This window comes from Fictibacillus marinisediminis (genome assembly GCF_023149135.1).
Classification (GTDB): domain Bacteria; phylum Bacillota; class Bacilli; order Bacillales; family Fictibacillaceae; genus Fictibacillus_C; species Fictibacillus_C marinisediminis.
Map to the genome: position 1 here is coordinate 2,409,553 of NZ_JAIWJX010000002.1, position 16,769 is coordinate 2,426,321.

Genomic DNA, 16,769 nt, shown 5'->3' on the forward strand with positions numbered 1-16,769 from the left:
TCATTTATTTTCCCCTTTATGAAAAATTTGTTTACATGAAGCCATCATGCGTTCCAGGTAATCCTCTAGCTGTTCACTGTTTTCTTCATGCAATTTGCTGTCTATGTTTATTAAAATTTCATTATGGTAGCTGCCTCTTGGCAATCCATAGATATATGAAACCTTTTGAGAGACTTCACCGTACGGATCCCATATCCTTCTTAAGGTTTCACCGAGCTCTGAACACTCTGCTTCAATATCCTGCACCGTTAAATAATAGGTCACAGAAAACCTGCATCCAGTATTCTCTGTCTCTCTTTCCATTATTTCATCTGCAAGGTCTTCTAAACCTGCTGCAAGCTCAATTTTTGCTTTTACTCCCTGTCCTGTTTTTCCTTTTATAAATACTTCTAAATTGTATTTTCTGCTGAGAGATGCAAGATCAACCAGATCACGGCGGTTCGTAACCTTTAAGTGACCGTCAAAATCAAGGTCATAGACCATGCCTTCCAGTATAATTTTTAAATTTTCATAGATCGTGGGATCAATCATGTAAGTACCTTCTTTGTTTTATAGTCTTAAAATACGGTACGTGAAATTATATATGGCACTGGATGAATACATTCATTTTACCTTCATACATCTCCGTACGCTACTCTTTCTCTTTTTTTGAAACAGACAAAATAAAAAAGACGGCTTGGTTTTCCGTCTTTTACGAATGCAGCCGTTCCAGCATGGTACTCAGGACGTAATCGATGGATTTGACCATCTCGGTGAACCGTTTCTCCTTCGTATCCGGCTGAAATGCAAATACCGCAATAAACTGTAAGTTATCAAACGTGTCATTAATCTGGTTAACGTGAATATATTTTGGCTGGTTAGCGGCTACCCATGGCAAGGAAAGGTTCTTCCACTCTTCCGCCATCGCGCGGATCCGGTCGGTAAACGGCTTGACCTCTCCATAAAAGTCTACTTCATAGCCTTCTTTTTTTGTATTTTCGATATACTGATCAAAAGCTTCCCGATTGGCATCTAAAAGCTCTCTCGTTAATTGATTTAAGCGATCCATAATTCACCCCTGACCCTTCTATCCTACCAAAATAAAGGATAGAATGCACGTGGTTCAATAAGGTTAAAGGGTAAAAAGACTCACGAGCCAATTCCTCCGGGGTTTTTTATATCCAGCGGTCTCTTCTGTGCCCTGCGGCATCTTCAGCAGCTTCACTTCGATATCTTCAATCTTCTCTTCAATTTTGATCAGACGCTTCATCATGTCATCCATCTCTGTAGCATGCTGAAGAACTTGATAGGACAATACGTCGTCTGCCTTTTCTTCGATCTTTTTTTCCAGCTTTTCGATCTGTGCCATCAGACTCTCGAATCGTTCATCAAACCTCTGGGCCTTCACCGGAGCCACTGGAGATTTTACCTGAGCAGCGATCTGGATATCGTTCATGAGAAGCCCGGCGTCCAGCTGCTTTTTTATCTCACGCAAATCTTCTATGTCTTGCTCAGAGAACAGATAATGACCATGGTCATTTTTTTGGCAAGTAAGATTGAAATGTTTGACCCAGCGCTGAATGGTAGTGGGATTGACACCAAGTTCTTCCGAAACCGTTTTTGTTTTAAACACCATTTCCATTTCTAATTCCCTCCCCGTTTTCTTATATGGTAGTAATTCCGTCCCTTTTTTTGATTCCCTTCATAGGTGACAAAACTAGAAGCGATTCGGCAAAGAAAGTGATATTCCTTAAAAATATCCTCCTTTCGACACTGTTCACTCCGTATGAAACAGGTCCTCCTGCCTAACACTACAATCAGGAGGTGAACGATTATGGAAAAACACGAAAACAGCCTGGAGCAGGAGCAGGAAAAAATGACAAACGCACCTGAACAGGAAAAAGAAACAGGACACGGCGACAAAAAGCTGGAAGGCCCCAACTATCCGGCTACATAATACGAAAGGCTGAAACGGCCGTTCAGACCCGACAAGCGCTGGAGTTCTTGAGCATAAAACGCTTTTTGTTTTCTGCTCAAGAGCGAAGCGACTCGAGGGTCTGGCCGTTGAAGCTGGATCAAGAAAGGCTGAAGCGCCTGGTCAGAGACGAAAGTTGGTGGAACTTTTACAAATCAGCACGCTCTTTGTGTTGAGATGTAAAAGTGAAGCAGCCGAGTCTCTAGGCGCCGAAGCTGGATCAAGAAAGGCTGAACCACTCGTTCAGGCTTTCGGCTATTTTCAAACCATTCTTACTAAACAGCAAAAAAGGTGATCCTGCCCGCTTTAACAGCGGAAGCCAGATCACCTTTTTTCATTCCAAATTCCTATCTTTAAACAGCAGTTCTTCCAATAGGATTCCGATCTGAAGCTCCAGCTCTTTTTTGTGGTACCACTCCGTCAGGTTGATTTGCCGAGGGATAGAAAAGGATCGATAATAGGTATCCAGGTTCTTTACTCGTTTACTCCAGTCCGGCAGGGACGGCCGGCCGTGATCTACGAGCGGATAAATCAGACGGAGCAGCTGCGGCAGCCTTTCGCGGTTCGGATAGACGTACTGCTCATAATCGCGGCGTGAGCCTGTATGGGGAGTCATCTGTGCAAAATCATAAAACAATGTCTGATACGGAGATTGAAACAGCAGCCATGCGAGCCTTCTTCCGAGCAGAATGCGATTTTTAATCGTACGGAAACCGTGTACAGAAAAGCCGAACACATCTCCCTCTAATGTCGGAAACAAAACTGTACTGAAATGGAGCCAATTCTGGAGCCGATAGGGCATGGAAAGAAAAACTCTCCGGCGATAAACAGGATGATCGATGACCGGGCGCTGGATCAGATGCTGTTCATTGATGATCAACGATGTCCATAGCCTCTCTTCGTCTCCCATTGACCAAAACCGAAGCCACTCTCTCTGCATAAACTTAGAAACATTGAGCATCGGAAGCAGTGAGAACAACGGCCGGCCGGTCTCTTTGCTTTTTTCATAAAGAAGGAGCTGCGGATAGGCATCCGAAAAAATCAGCCAATTCGCCCGCTCATACGTAAAAAAAAGCAGATGGCGGTATTTTGGGTGAATGGATCTCCTCATCCATTCACCCTCCAGGTCACACATGTTGTAACCAGCATTTCTTGATACGATGGAAGCCAGAAAAGACCATTTGACCTCTGGGTGTTTTTCATAAAACTGCTGATAAAATACGGTACGTGAAATATTATCTCGGTTCCCTTTTTCTGTTTTTAGCTGAATCTCTCGGATCAGCTCTGATTCTATCCATTTTTGTTCCTGGCTCAACTTTTCCCCTCCTTTTAACCTTATCGTTCTACAGCGCTGCCTAAAATATTTGTAAGCTCTATAGAAAAACGGTAAAATAAGAAGATAAACATATGGTTTGGAGGCATGAACATGGAGCAAAAGGTGATCATCTATACACAGGAAACCTGCCCGCCATGCTTTGCAGAGAAAGAATGGCTAAAATCAAATAACATTTCATTCGAGGAAAGAGATATTCGAAAGAATTCCCAATATATGAATGAAGTCATCGGTTATGGAGCAAGTGCTACTCCTGTTACCGTGATTATAAAGGATGGTTCCCAGGAAGTTGTGATGGGCTTCAAGCAGGAGGAACTGCAGTCCATTCTTGCGATCGATTAAACAAATACGGCCGATCTCTAAAAAGCTATGCCAGCACTTGCCGCTTGCATAGTTTTTCTTATGTATTCATTATAAGGATGTGAAAGGATGACACCCATCAATTATCCGAATGGAAAAAAGCAGGAGTCTACCCTGCCGCAGGGCGCTTCTAAAGCCCAAAGCACCATTTCCTACGGCAACAGGGGCATGACTCTTGAAGAAGACTTGAATAAAAGCAATGAGTATTATCTGGAAACCGGCAGAGCCGTCATCCATAAAAAACCGACCCCTGTTCAGATTGTCAATGTTGAATATCCAAAACGTTCAGCTGCGGTCATAAAAGAAGCTTATTTTAAACTCGCTTCCACGACCGATTACAACGGCGTATACCGGGGGAAGTATGTTGATTTTGAAGCGAAGGAATCGAAAAACAAGACCTCCTTTCCGCTCCGCAACTTCCATGAACATCAGATTCAGCACATGGAAGCAATCACGGCGCACGGCGGCATTGCATTCGTGATCCTGCGGTTCTCTACACTGAACGAAGTCTATCTGCTTGACGCTTCACACCTGATCTCATTCTGGAACGATCAAAAGAACGGTAGGAAATCGATACCGAAAACTGAAATAGAAACGCACGGATTCCTTGTTTCCCCGGGTTTTATCCCCAGAATTGACTATTTAAAAATTATTGATAAAATGTACTTCAATCACTAGCGGGCAAGTCAAGTTCATAAATAATCCGCTATTGACGAATAATCATAATGTACAATGCAGTAAGTGAAAGGTTGGTACAAATACATGTCTAATGAATACCGCAGCAGGCAGGAACGCAGACAGGCTTCCGGTGGAGGCAATAATCCGCCCAAGAAGAAAAAGAGGTTCCCGCTCTTTAAAGCTATCATCTCGTTCTTGATCATCATGTTCCTCATTGGGACAGCAACTGTCGGGGTCATCATGGCGAAATCCCCAAAACTCGACCCTGAAAAACTGAAGACCCCTTTATCTTCCCAGATCTACGATAAAGACGGAAAAAAAGTCAGCTCCCTCTTTTCTGAAGAGAATCGGGTAAAAGCAGGAATCGCAGATATTCCGCCTAATGTTAGAGATGCATTCGTATCCGTTGAGGATGTGCGCTTCTATAAGCATCCGGGTGTCGACGTGCGCCGGATTTTCGGAGCAGCACTCGCCAACCTGACAGGCGGTTTTGGTTCTGAAGGGGGAAGCACAATCACCCAGCAGGTCGTAAAAAACACGATCCTCACCAATCAAAAATCGCTGACGCGTAAAATTCAGGAAGCGTACCTGGCGATCAAACTCGAACAGAAGTACTCTAAGGAGCAGATCCTGGAGATGTACTTGAATAAGATTTATTTCGGCCATGGTGCCTATGGCATCGGAACAGCTGCTAAAACCTATTTTGATGCGGACAAACTTGATCAGCTTAAGCTTCATCAAGTAGCCCTGCTCGCCGGACTTCCAAAAGCCCCGAGCAACTATGACCCGCTCACGCATCCAAAAGAAGCAGAGCAGCGCCGAAACGTTGTATTAGGACAGATGCAAAAGTATGGTTTCATCACAAAGGCCGAAGCGGATAAAGCAAAAGCCACTCCGGTAACAGACGGCCTGCGTAAAGGAAAGCTGCAGGAAACACGGGTTCACGAAGCTTACCTGCAGCAAGTTATCAAAGACCTTCATAAAATTAAAGGCATGGAAGATGTCGATGTCTTTGCCGATGGTCTGAAAATCTACACGAACATGGATACAAAAGCTCAGGAAACAACGGAGGATGTGCTTCAGAACGCCTCGTTCCTGCGTAATGAGAATAAGAAGCTTCAATCCGGTATTGCGATTGTTGATACGAAGACCGGTGGAATCCGGGCGATCGGCAGCGGACGCGATGAGAACCTGATGAGCGCCTACTATGCTTCTGGAAATCCAAGGCAGCCGGGATCTACGATCAAACCGATCCTTGACTACGGCCCTGCGATCGACAGCATGAAGTGGGATACCGGGCACATTCTGAAAGATACACCGATTACAATCAATGGAGCGACCATCAATAACTTCAATAATGAACAATTTGGAGAGGTAACGATGCGTAAGGCTCTAGAAAAATCGGAGAATACACCTGCCGTCCGAACATTCCTTGAAGTCGGCGAGAGCAAAGCAGTCGATTTCGCCAATAAGCTTGGTATCAAGATTGACTCTGCACCTCCAGCTTATGCGATCGGCGGATTCCAAAAAGGGATCACCCCACTTAACCTTGCGGGTGCCTATGCCGCTTTCGGAAATGAAGGCGTCTATACCGAACCGACAACAATAAGGAAGATTGAGTTCCCGAACGGACAGGTTGTAAAACCAGAAACTAAACCAGTCGCTGCGATGAAGGATTATACTGCTTATATGATCACCGATATGCTGAAAGGCGTCATGAGAAGCGGTACAGGAATTATGGCGAACGTCCCAGGCCTTAATATCGCCGGTAAAACGGGAACGACCAACCTTCCGAAGGAAATCCGAGACCAGTATGGCATCCCTAAGAGTGCAACGAACGATGCGTGGATGGCAGGATATACAAGCTCCTATTCCGCTGCTGTTTGGACCGGATACAACAAATACAAAGATGAAGACGGCGTTCACTATCTCGACACGAATCAAAAAAACTATTCCAAGTTAATCTTTAAAGAAGTGATGAGCCGCTTAAATCACAGCAACACAGACTTCCAGAAACCGAACTCTGTTGTAGATGTAACACTTGAAAAAGGAACACATAAAAAAGCAAGCGAATTTACACCTGATGATCAGAAAACGACCGAATTGTTTGTTCGCGGAACGGAACCAAGCGAAGTTTCTAACAAGTATGAGAAACCAGCTTCGATTGAAGGCCTGACCGCCAAGTACGATGATAAGAGCAAGTCCATTGATGTGAAATGGACTTACAAAGGCGGCAAGGGCAAAACGGTCTATAAGGTAGCGGCGAACGTTGACGGCGCAGCTGCTGCTGAACAGACCATCAGCGACAAGAAATTCACCGTGCCAAACGCAGAACCTGGCAAGACGTATACCTTCCAGGTCACAGCGGTTGAAACCGATACAGGGAAAGAGAGCGACCCTGCTCAAACATCCGTAACCGTACCAGGTGAACAGCAGCCGCCTGCCGAAGGACAAACGCCTGATCATGGGAATAACCCTGGACAAGGGAACAACCCTGGACAAGGGCAGGAAGGCAGCAAGCCAGGAACAAATCCTGGAGACAACACCAATCCTGGACAGGGAAACAACGGCCAGCCTGATCAGGGCGGAGGCCAGCAAGGAGGCGGAACGGAGCCTCAGAATCCGCCAGGACAAGGACAGCAGGATCAGCAACAACGAAAACAAGAAAAGAAACAGCAACAAGAACAAGGCGGTTTCCCTTCCCTTCCAGACTTAAATCAATAAAGTAAAATAAAACAGGCCATCGCCGTTATGCGGCGATGGCCTGTTTTATTATTGAAACCGGATCGTATAGCGGTCCTGAAGGTAGTTCCATAATCCCGGATAATTAAAAGCAAGGTTCCAGAAACTTGCTCCTCCCAGCCGATATTCATCAATCAGATCAAACTTTGCTTTCATGCTGCGGAAATCCTCAAACCAGACTTTATGCTGCTTCTTCTCTTTATCCCAGTATTCATAATATGGAGCCTGAACGCCTTCTGCGTATTGAACAGCGGTTTTCCTTTTTCCTGCGAGCTGCAGCGCCTGAGCCGGGCTGAGGGCTTCAGCCTGCGGCCCGCCTTGGACGTAGGGAAGTGTCCAATCGTATCCGTACAGGTTGATCCCCATCAAAATCTTGCTTCTTGGTATCGCTGTTACTGCATAATCCAGCACCTTTTTCACTTCGTTGATCGGGCTGACCGGGAGTGGAGGGCCTCCGCTGTATCCCCATTCATAGGTCATCAGGATCACATAATCAACAGTCTGTCCATGTGCTTTATAATCGTGTCCTTCATACCAGACGCCTTTTTGTTTTTCTTTGATCTTCGGAGCGAGCGCCGTTGTGGCAACATAGCCCTCTTTATGCATGCGGTCGGTAATGTTCCGCAGAAACCGGTTATACCGTTCTTTGTTTTGTCGGCCAATATATTCAAAGTCTACGTTTACCCCTACGTACCCTTTTTCTTTCATGATCATTACAGTGTTCTCAATGACTTTATTGCTGATCTCAGGACTTTTTAGAATAGTCGTCGCGAGCTCCTGGCTGAACGCCCCGTCTTTGATTGTCGTAATCGAGATAAGAGGCCTGACGTTCTCATTTTTTATCTCACGCAAAAAAGAGCTGTCATCAAGCGGCTTTAAATCACCATTTTCGTTCACTTCATAGCTGAACAGCGATATATAGCTTAGTGCTTTTGCTGCTTTTTTAAAATTTTCCCTTGATTTTTCAGATGGTTCTGCAAATGCATTTATCGTCAGCGTCCTCTTCCTCTTTTGCGGGACATTCAGCGTCTGTCCTTCCTTCAACGGCTTGTCATCAGACCCGGGATTGGCCTGCTTCAGCTCAAATACTGTGACTCCTAGCTTTGAGGCAACCGTTTCTAACGTATCCCCTTTTTTAGCTTTATAAATGAATGGCGCGGGTATGAGCAGTGTCTGCCCGACAGTCAGGACATCCTGAGCACCAAGAGCATTTACGGCAGCGATCTCTTGCCAGGGCAGGTTATAAAATTGAGAGATTTTATAGAGCGAGTCTCCCTTTTGAACCACATGAATCTGCATAGCTCCCCCTCCTACACGTTCTCATGAATTAGTCTATGTAGGGAGAATTTGTCCATATTCCGGTCAGCCATTGTGTTTGATGGCAGCCACCTTTTTCTGAAGCTCCTGAAACAGCTCGTTCAGCTGGATATAAGAATGATAATGATCCGGCTCTGAACAGATCATCTCGAGACGTTCTATAACATTCACTGGCTTGATATCCAATGATTGAATCTCTTCTTTCCATCCTAAAAGGTTGCCGGCAGGCTGTCCGTTGCACCACATCAAAGCCTGCAGAAAACAGCTCAGCTGGAAAATCATCGGATTTCTCGCTTCTTTTCTGTTTCTCTCTGAAAAGAAAGATCGAATAACTGAGCTTGCCGCTTCCCACTTCATAAACTTTGCTTCTATTCCTTGTTTTTGTTGAGGATGTGGAGAAGATCCCATTCCGTTATAAAAGAGGAGTTCTTCCAGAAAAGGGACGTCAGCATCCCCTTCTTTCAGCTGCTCCTCATTGCCGAAAAAAAGGGGATGCCTCATGGATTCAGGAATTTTAAGCATTGGAGCGCGGCGAGGCTTTCTTTAACTTTACTTTCATGCGTTTTTGGCCTTCGCGGCATAGTTCCAGGAGCGGACATTCGGGGCACTTCGGGTTTTGCGCTTTGCAATGATACCGTCCAAAAAAGATCAGCCTGTGGTGGGTGACACCCCAGTCTTCTTTTGGAACTTTTTTCATCAGCGTCTCTTCCACCTGCAGGACGGAATCCTTCCATTTGCAGATGGCAAGCCGCTTGCTGACCCGCTCAACATGGGTATCGACTGCTATTGCCGGCAAACCGAATGCGACAGATACTACGACGTTCGCTGTCTTCCGCCCAACGCCTGGAAGCTTCGTGAGTTCATCCCTGTCTTCCGGCACTCTGCCGCCGTATACGCTCAGAAGGAGCTCGCACAGCTTTTGAATATTTTTAGCTTTATTGCGGTAAAGTCCGATGGAGCGGATATCATCCTGCAGTTCTTCCAAAGGAACCTGCAGGTAATCTTCGGGTGTTTTATATTTTGCGAACAGGCCCGGTGTAACTTTGTTCACCAGGGCATCGGTACATTGTGCAGACAGGAGTACGGCGATGGTCAGTTCAAATGGATTGCTGTGGTTCAGCTCGCAGTGTGCATCCGGGAACATCTTGCCGATCGTGTCTAGGCAATAGGCGATCTGTGATTTATTAAGCATCGTAACCTCCAGAATTCTTGTAGAGCAGACATAGAAAAATAGACGAGGGCCACTCGTCTACGATTGCTCAAGCCAGTTATAAACGGGAACCGAGAACTGATTGTGGCTTTCAGATTGCTCTGGCGCCCGCGCTGTTCCGCGGGTTTGCCGCGCTCTGAACTTCTCCCCGTACGTTCTGGCCTGTTCGGGTGTCTGTATATTATTTTTCTTCCATTCGAACAGAATGCGATCGATATACCGGAAGTTCAGCTTTCCGCTGATCACCGCTTCTTTTAGCGCTGAAATGATCAAAGCAGGCGAGTGCCTGTCCTGGTCGATCCATATTTTTAACGTTTCGCATTCCATCGGCGAAAGCGGCCTTCCGAATTCACGTTCAAAAATGGAGTAGACGTTTTCTTCATCATTTTCTTTTTCCTGCTGATCCTGCTCCGCTTCTTGGTTTGAAAGCAAAGAGAGCAGCTTTTCCCAAAGCGGGTTCAAAGAATAGGCTTCATAGTACATGCCTTTTTCGCCATCTTCGAAATGGTCGATCTCCAGAAGCCCCTGCTGGATAAAACTTCTGAGCAGCGCCATGCATCTTGCAGCTGAGATGCTCATCCGTCCAGACAGTTCTTCCGGTGTCGGAAACGGGTTTCCGGATTCTATAAATGTGTGGACATGAAGAATTAGCATGCATTCTTCATCCTGCAGCCCGATGGCCCGGTATTGTTTAAACAATACATGGGGTATAGAAACCGTGCCTTCAGACAGCCATTTAAGAAACAATGCCTTTTCCATCATAACACCCCTCCTTCATCAGTATACCACGAGAAACCCAGCTTCCTGCAATCATGATGAAATCGTGACAGACGAAATGAAGCAAATGGGCATCACTTAGATGGCTAAACGGTGAAAAACCTCCGAAAAGGAGGTTTTCCATCATCATGGATATAAACGGTTTAACAGTCTTGGGAATGGGATGGTCTCACGTACGTGTTCTGCACCTGTGATCCAAGCAACCGTACGCTCCAGCCCCAGGCCAAAACCTGAATGCGGAACGCTGCCGTACTGGCGCAGCTCGAGATACCATCTGTAGGCATCGTCTGTCAGACCGTGTTCTTCATAGCGTGCTTTCATGAGCTCCAGATCATCTATACGCTGGCTTCCGCCAATGATCTCTCCGTATCCTTCCGGAGCGATCAGATCCGCACAGAGAACAACGTCATCACGTTCTGGATGAGGCTTCATGTAGAACGCTTTAATCTCTTTTGGATAGTTCGTGATAAAGACAGGCTTGTCAAAGCTCTCAGCGATGGCTGTCTCATGTGGGGCACCAAAATCGTCTCCCCAATCAATGTCATCGAACCCCTTGTCTTTAAGCAGTGTAATCGCATCATCGTAGGAAATGCGAGGGAACGGAGCTTTCACGTTTTCTAGTTTGGAAAGATCGCGGCCAAGTATCGTCAGTTCAAGCTTGCAGCGCTCAAGGACTGATTGAACCACATGGCTGACAAACTGCTCTTGAATCTCGAGAGATTCTTCATGCTCAACAAACGCCATCTCAGGCTCGATCATCCAGAATTCGATCAGGTGGCGGCGAGTTTTTGATTTTTCAGCACGGAACGTCGGGCCAAAGGAGAATACTTTCCCGAGTGCCATCGCTGCTGCTTCCATATAGAGCTGCCCGCTCTGAGAAAGGTAGGCATCCTCATCAAAATATTTTGTGTGAAACAATGTGGTCGTTCCTTCTGCCGAGCTTCCTGTAAGAATCGGCGGATCCACTTTTATGAACTCGTTCTTATGGAAGAATTCATACATGGAATGGATGATTTCGTTCCTTACTTTCATAATCGCGTGCTGGCGTTTGGAACGAAGCCAAAGGTGTCGATGGTCCATCAAGAACTCTGTTCCATGTTCTTTCGGTGTGATCGGATAATCGACCGCTTCATGGATCACTTTCACATCTGTAACCACCAGCTCAACACCCGTCTGGGAACGGTCGTCCTGCTGAACTTTTCCAGTTACATAAAGGCTTGTTTCCTGAGTAAGGCTCTTTGCAGTCGTCCAGATATCTTCAGCAACTTCAGCTTTAACAACGACTCCCTGGACGAAGCCTGTCCCGTCGCGCAGCTGCAAGAACGCAATCTTACCGCTGGAACGCTTATTGCTCAGCCAAGCACCGATGGTAACGGTTTGATCGATATGGCTTTTTAATTGGGATATAGTAGTTTTCACGTGACACCCTCCAAAATATTCTATGTATAAGTGATTATCGTCTAATCACTTATATAAATCAAATAAGCCTGTATAGATTATTTGCTGTTGTTCTTCATGAAACGTTCAATGCGCTCCAGTGCCTCTTCAAATTTCTCTTGAGAAGTGGCATAGGACAGCCTGACGTTATCCGGTGAGCCGAATCCTGATCCCGGCACGAGAGCAACCTTTTCTTCCTCAAGCAAGGCAGACACCCATTCGTCTACTGTTTCAAAACCGGTCAGCTTGACCGCTTCTTTTACATTAGGAAACAAGTAAAAGGCTCCCTTTGGTTTAACGCATGTAAAACCGGGAATCTTGATCAATTTTTCATAGACGGTATCCAGCCTGGATTCAAAAGCTTTTCTCATCTCTTCAACCGGCTCCTGGGTTCCTTCATATGCTGCAATCGCCGCATATTGGGAGATGGTCGTCGGATTGGACGTACTGTGGCTGTCCAGATTCGTCATCGCCTTAATGATCGCACTGTTTCCAGCTGCATAGCCGATCCTCCAGCCTGTCATGGAATGAGACTTGGAGACGCCATTGATGATGATGGTCTGTCCCTTCAGTTCAGGTGAGAGCTGGGCAATGGAGGTATGTGATGCCCCGCCATAGATCAGCTTTTCATAGATCTCATCAGAAACGATCAGGATGTTATGCTTCAAGCAAACCTCTCCCAGCTGCTTCAGTTCGTCTTCTGAATAAAGAGATCCGGTTGGGTTGCTTGGAGAGTTGATGATGATCGCCTTTGTTTTATTGTTCACTGCCTGTTCGAGCTGTGAAGGAGTGATCTTAAAGGCGTTCTCTTCTTTGCCTTCTACATAGACCGGAACACCTCCGGCAAGCTTCACTTGTTCAGGATAGCTGACCCAATATGGAGTAGGAATGATCACCTCATCGCCGTCATTAAGCAGGACCTGAAAGAGCGTATACAATGATTGCTTTGCCCCTGTGCCTACAACAATTTCAGCCGGTGAATAGTCCAGGTTCTGATCTTCTTTAAACTTTTGCGAAATAGCATGTTTCAATGAAAGCAGGCCGCCCGAAGCCGTATATTTTGTATGGCCTTCCTTCATCGCGCGGTAAGCGGCTTCGATGATATGGTCCGGAGTGTTGAAATCGGGTTCTCCTGCTCCAAGACCGATTACATTGTGCCCTTCAGCCTTCAGGGCGTTAGCCTTTGCTGTTATTGCCAATGTAGTTGATGGTGTCAGTGCTTTAACTCGGTTTGCCAGTTCCATTTCTTTCATCCCTCGCTTTTAGATTTCATGTTTCATACTGTATTTTTTATAGCGCTCACCGTTCTCAAAATAGCCGTAATAAAACGTATATCTTCCTTTTTCATCCAGATAGACAGCTTCCCACAGCACTTGATCATGCTCCATCCCAAGACGGAGATTGACCCATTCTTTCGGGTTCAAATTCCTGTCGACATAGGCCTTCATCTGAGTCTTGGTCAGTCCGTCGCTCTGTTTAACAAGCTTTGTTTTATTCTTTGGGCCAACGAGAACATAGACTTCTCCGTTCTTTCCGGATGTTCCTTGTACGGTCTCATACGCCTGGGTTCCGTGATAATATTCCACACTGTCGATACGGGACAGCCCATACTGGTCCTTGGCGATTTCCTCCGCTTTGCTTTGGCCAGCTTCCTGGCCCGACAGGATTTGCCGATACATTGAGATTCCCTGCCAAAGAATGATCCCTGCACAGGCAATCCCCAAAATAACCCACCATTTTTTCATTTTCGGCCGCCTCTATGTCTTATAGATGGTAAATATCATTGTATTTTCGTCGTGGTCATCAAGTGCCAGGCCAAACATCACATCTTTTGTTTTCAGCGTTTTGTTCAGCTCAGTCACAACTTTATACAAATCCGGCGATTTTTTTACTTTTACCGTGGAAAGAACTTCAATCTTGCTTTCCAAAGTATTACCTCCTTACAGCTGCCATAATTACAGGCGAAAACGGGACTCACCAGGAAATCGGTGCTGTGCTGCCGTTCCCGCTTTATTCGTCTCGTTTCCTACTATATCAAACTTCAGCCCATTTTGGGACAGGCTTCTGCTATCATTTTTCATGATTCGCTCAGCCAGCCTTCAAGATCGATCAAAAGATCGTGCATCATTCCTTTTTGCACTGGCACTGGAGGGAGAGACGTAATAAACGACTTGCCGTAGCGCGTTTCGGTGATCCTCCTGTCAAAAACAAACACGACACCGGTATCCCGCTGTGTACGGACAAGCCGGCCAAATCCTTGTTTAAAGCGGATGATTGCCTGAGGAAGGGAAAGCTCCATAAAGGGATTTCCGCCCTCGCTTTTCAGTTTCTCCGCTCTCGCCGCGGTTACCGGATTATCCGGTGGAGTAAAAGGAAGCCGAATGATTACGAGGCAGGAAAGATCATCTCCCGGGATATCGATCCCCTCCCAAAAACTGCTCGTACCGAAAAGGATGGACTGTTCGAACTTCTTAAAGTTCTTTGTCAGGCGTGCACGGCTGCCACTGTCAATTCCCTGACCGAACAGAACAAAGTCATCTTGCGCGGTGATTCCTTTAAAGACGCTGTACGTTTCCCGGAGCATATCGTTGGACGTAAACAAAACGAGCATCCGTCCTTTTGTGACTTTTGCGATATTGTGAAGCTGGCGGGCGATCACAGCGACGAATGTCTCCTGATCCACTTCATTGATCAGAGGGACATCTGTCGGCACCATAAATTTCACCTGCTGGTCATAAGAAAAAGGAGAAGGAAGATTCGCAGTCATCGGACCGAAATCATCAAGTCCGAGTCTTGACGTCATATATTGAAACGAATTTCTAACAGACAAAGTCGCTGAAGTCATGATGACACTATTTTTCTTGGCGAAGAATTCATCGGCCAGCAGCTCACTGATCACAATGGGTTTGCTGTATAGATAGACCGCATTCTTTGCGCCCTTCGCTTCGACCTCAAACCAGAAAACCTCGTTTTCATTGACTTCTTTTAGCAGATGACGAAGCTTTTCTTTCTCTTCCTCAAGCTGGTTTCTCAATCCGTCGAAATCAGCCAGCAGACCTTTTTGCGCAAAATTCAGATGTTCTTCCTTTTCATCTGCAAGCTTGTTCACTTTTTTTAGCGATTTCCCAAGGTCACCCAAGCCGAATAACACACGCTCGACCATCTCAAGGATCGCCTGCCACATTGCGCTCTTTGTGTCGCGTCCGCCGTAACGGTAGCTCACACGGCCAAAGTCATTCATGCTGCTCTTCTTGGCTTCCAGCACGTAAGAACGGATGGAGCGGAACAACTCGTCTATCTCCATCTTTGCTTCAGGCAGCTCCTTCGCGATCTGTTCCAGCACGGGCTCAAGCCCCGGCAGTTCAACAGTTTCTATCAGCTGATAAAGCTTTTTCACCAGTCCGCTGTCATCGTCGTGTCCAATACGTTCAAGCAGTCTCGTAAATACGAAGTAATCGGTCTGAATGCCGAAATGGTCGCTGACCACTTCTTCTACATGATGAGCCTCATCAATGATGACTTCTTTGTAGGAGGGCAAGAGCTGCGCATCGGATTTTACATCGCTGAAGAGCAGCGCATGATTGGTGATCACAAGATCGGATGCCAGTGCAGCTCTTCTTTTTCTATGATAGAAACATCTGGAATACCAGGGGCAGCGGTGGTTCAGGCAAGAGGCAGAATCGCTTTTCACCTGATGCCAAAAAAGCTTGCCTCCTGATGCGAGGTTCAGTTCTTCAACATCTCCTTGATCTGTCTCCGTCAGCCAAACGAGCAATTGTGCTTTCGTAAGGTTCGTATCATAATTATCTTCTGAATGATCATCCAGCGACTGTTCAAACTTTCGTAAACAAAGATAATTATTGCGCCCTTTTAGGACGGTAGCATGGAATGGAAAAGACAGGATATTTTTCAAAATGGGAATGTCCCGTTCCAGAAGCTGCTGCTGAAGCTGGATCGTATGTGTACTCACAACGATCGGCCGGTCTTCCCGTTTTCCATAAAGGATCGAAGGGATCAGATAGCCCATTGACTTTCCTACTCCCGTTCCAGCCTCGATCATCGCATGCTGATGATCCTCCATCGCATCGTACACCATTTCCATCATCTTCTGCTGGCTCTCACGTACTTCATAATGTTCCATTTCCTGTGACAGATCTTCCAATAGTGCGGACGGGTCCATCTTGATCTGCAGCGCATTCTCCTCTTTCTCGATTGGAGAAAATGACTTCAATACTAGCTGCCTGAAATAGTCCATTCCATGATCATCTTCTATTTTGGAAGATTTCAGGATGATCAGGTCCCCTATGATCTCCTCCAGGCTGCTCTGCATCTTTTTAAGAAACGGATCCATCCGCTGCAGTGTGAGCAGAGGAAGCCTGGACAGTTTATGCAGCAGTTCGATCAGCAGGTAAGCCGTCACTTCAGCATCGCTGTCCGCTTGATGGGGATTCTCATGAACAATGCCAAGATAATCTGCCAGCTGGCCGAGCTGATATCCATCAGCCTGCAGGAGCAGAATCCGCGAAAGTTCAACCGTATCCAGAAGGGGGCCGGTAAATCGCTGATATCCGCTGTTTTCAAACTCTTCCTGCAGAAAGTTCAGATCAAATAGGACGTTGTGGGCAACAAAGTATGACCCTTCAAGCATCTGCAGAATAACGGGAGCCACCTCTTCAAACAGTGGAGCATCCGCGACCATTTCATCGTTGATGCCGGTCAGCTGTTCAATAAACGGCGGAATGGGTATCTCCGGGTTAACAAAGGAAGAAAACCGTTCAACAATTATGTTATTTTCAACAACAACGGCACCGATCTGAATGACACGGTCTCCGCGGGCAGGAGCGTTTCCTGTAGTTTCTACATCTATGACAACATAACGGTTGTTCATCCTTTTCACCTCGGGTCAAGCGGCTCGGTATTCAATAAATAAATCCAAGTCCTTTATGTAAATAGAAAAACCC

At 46.2% G+C, this 16,769-nt stretch carries 18 protein-coding genes; 4 read left to right on the forward strand and 14 right to left on the reverse strand.

What is annotated here, in order from left to right; translation table 11 throughout:
- The 3 genes from LCY76_RS12765 to LCY76_RS12775 form a co-directional block, all read right to left on the reverse strand.
- Positions 1 to 531 carry a hypothetical protein gene (locus LCY76_RS12765; protein ID WP_248252962.1) on the reverse strand — a complete coding sequence of 177 codons (531 nt, stop codon included), beginning with the start codon at positions 529 to 531 and terminating at the stop codon, positions 1 to 3.
- 160 nt (positions 532 to 691) lie between these two features.
- Positions 692 to 1,048 carry a YppE family protein gene (locus tag LCY76_RS12770; protein ID WP_248252963.1) on the reverse strand — a complete coding sequence of 119 codons (357 nt, stop codon included), beginning with the start codon at positions 1,046 to 1,048 and terminating at the stop codon, positions 692 to 694.
- A gap of 63 nt (positions 1,049 to 1,111) precedes the next feature.
- The gene (locus LCY76_RS12775; RefSeq protein WP_248252964.1) at positions 1,112 to 1,621 is read right to left on the reverse strand and encodes a MerR family transcriptional regulator; all 510 of its coding nucleotides are present in this window, start codon (positions 1,619 to 1,621) and stop codon (positions 1,112 to 1,114) included.
- Between the two features lie 192 nt (positions 1,622 to 1,813).
- Between LCY76_RS12775 and LCY76_RS23865 the strand changes: the two genes are divergently transcribed.
- The gene (locus LCY76_RS23865) at positions 1,814 to 1,936 is read left to right on the forward strand and encodes a hypothetical protein (RefSeq protein WP_255357569.1); all 123 of its coding nucleotides are present in this window, start codon (positions 1,814 to 1,816) and stop codon (positions 1,934 to 1,936) included.
- A gap of 352 nt (positions 1,937 to 2,288) precedes the next feature.
- On the opposite strand, the gene LCY76_RS12780 is transcribed toward LCY76_RS23865, so the two are convergent.
- Positions 2,289 to 3,269: a DUF2515 family protein gene (locus LCY76_RS12780; protein ID WP_248252965.1), complete on the reverse strand. Its 981-nt coding sequence runs from the start codon at positions 3,267 to 3,269 to the stop codon at positions 2,289 to 2,291.
- A gap of 111 nt (positions 3,270 to 3,380) precedes the next feature.
- Between LCY76_RS12780 and LCY76_RS12785 the strand changes: the two genes are divergently transcribed.
- From LCY76_RS12785 to LCY76_RS12795, 3 genes are all read left to right on the forward strand, one after another.
- Positions 3,381 to 3,629 (forward strand): glutaredoxin family protein, encoded by a 249-nt coding sequence (locus LCY76_RS12785; RefSeq protein ID WP_248252966.1) that lies wholly within the window; start codon positions 3,381 to 3,383, stop codon positions 3,627 to 3,629.
- An 87-nt stretch (positions 3,630 to 3,716) separates the two neighbouring features.
- On the forward strand, positions 3,717 to 4,325 hold the full coding sequence (gene recU / locus LCY76_RS12790; protein ID WP_248252967.1) for a Holliday junction resolvase RecU: 609 nt from the start codon (positions 3,717 to 3,719) through the stop codon (positions 4,323 to 4,325).
- Positions 4,326 to 4,409: 84 nt separating this feature from the next.
- Positions 4,410 to 7,049 carry a PBP1A family penicillin-binding protein gene (locus LCY76_RS12795; protein WP_248252968.1) on the forward strand — a complete coding sequence of 880 codons (2,640 nt, stop codon included), beginning with the start codon at positions 4,410 to 4,412 and terminating at the stop codon, positions 7,047 to 7,049.
- Positions 7,050 to 7,097: 48 nt separating this feature from the next.
- Here the strand turns inward: LCY76_RS12795 and LCY76_RS12800 are convergent, their stop codons facing one another.
- The 10 genes from LCY76_RS12800 to dinG all read right to left on the reverse strand — a co-directional run bounded on the left by LCY76_RS12800 (position 7,098) and on the right by dinG (position 16,696).
- Complete coding sequence (locus tag LCY76_RS12800) at positions 7,098 to 8,366, reverse strand: glycosyl hydrolase family 18 protein (protein WP_248252969.1); 1,269 nt, start codon at positions 8,364 to 8,366, stop codon at positions 7,098 to 7,100.
- 63 nt (positions 8,367 to 8,429) lie between these two features.
- Positions 8,430 to 8,906 carry a YpoC family protein gene (locus LCY76_RS12805; RefSeq protein ID WP_248252970.1) on the reverse strand — a complete coding sequence of 159 codons (477 nt, stop codon included), beginning with the start codon at positions 8,904 to 8,906 and terminating at the stop codon, positions 8,430 to 8,432.
- Positions 8,899 to 9,576 carry an endonuclease III gene (gene nth, locus LCY76_RS12810; protein ID WP_248252971.1) on the reverse strand — a complete coding sequence of 226 codons (678 nt, stop codon included), beginning with the start codon at positions 9,574 to 9,576 and terminating at the stop codon, positions 8,899 to 8,901. Before nth ends, LCY76_RS12805 begins: the two co-directional genes overlap by 8 nt.
- Positions 9,577 to 9,633: 57 nt before the next feature.
- The gene (locus tag LCY76_RS12815; RefSeq protein WP_248254669.1) at positions 9,634 to 10,353 is read right to left on the reverse strand and encodes a DnaD domain-containing protein; all 720 of its coding nucleotides are present in this window, start codon (positions 10,351 to 10,353) and stop codon (positions 9,634 to 9,636) included.
- A gap of 144 nt (positions 10,354 to 10,497) precedes the next feature.
- On the reverse strand, positions 10,498 to 11,790 hold the full coding sequence (asnS, locus tag LCY76_RS12820; RefSeq protein WP_248252972.1) for an asparagine--tRNA ligase: 1,293 nt from the start codon (positions 11,788 to 11,790) through the stop codon (positions 10,498 to 10,500).
- 77 nt (positions 11,791 to 11,867) lie between these two features.
- Positions 11,868 to 13,052 (reverse strand): pyridoxal phosphate-dependent aminotransferase, encoded by a 1,185-nt coding sequence (locus tag LCY76_RS12825; protein ID WP_248252973.1) that lies wholly within the window; start codon positions 13,050 to 13,052, stop codon positions 11,868 to 11,870.
- 18 nt (positions 13,053 to 13,070) lie between these two features.
- The gene (locus LCY76_RS12830) at positions 13,071 to 13,553 is read right to left on the reverse strand and encodes a cell wall elongation regulator TseB-like domain-containing protein (protein ID WP_248252974.1); all 483 of its coding nucleotides are present in this window, start codon (positions 13,551 to 13,553) and stop codon (positions 13,071 to 13,073) included.
- Positions 13,554 to 13,565: 12 nt separating this feature from the next.
- Complete coding sequence (locus tag LCY76_RS12835) at positions 13,566 to 13,736, reverse strand: YpmA family protein (RefSeq protein ID WP_082683449.1); 171 nt, start codon at positions 13,734 to 13,736, stop codon at positions 13,566 to 13,568.
- 27 nt (positions 13,737 to 13,763) lie between these two features.
- A complete protein-coding gene (locus LCY76_RS23870) occupies positions 13,764 to 13,889 on the reverse strand; it encodes a hypothetical protein (RefSeq protein WP_255357568.1) in 126 nt (41 codons plus the stop codon).
- The gene (dinG, locus tag LCY76_RS12840; protein WP_248252975.1) at positions 13,886 to 16,696 is read right to left on the reverse strand and encodes an ATP-dependent DNA helicase DinG; all 2,811 of its coding nucleotides are present in this window, start codon (positions 16,694 to 16,696) and stop codon (positions 13,886 to 13,888) included. Before dinG ends, LCY76_RS23870 begins: the two co-directional genes overlap by 4 nt.
- Between the last annotated feature and the right edge of the window lie 73 nt (positions 16,697 to 16,769).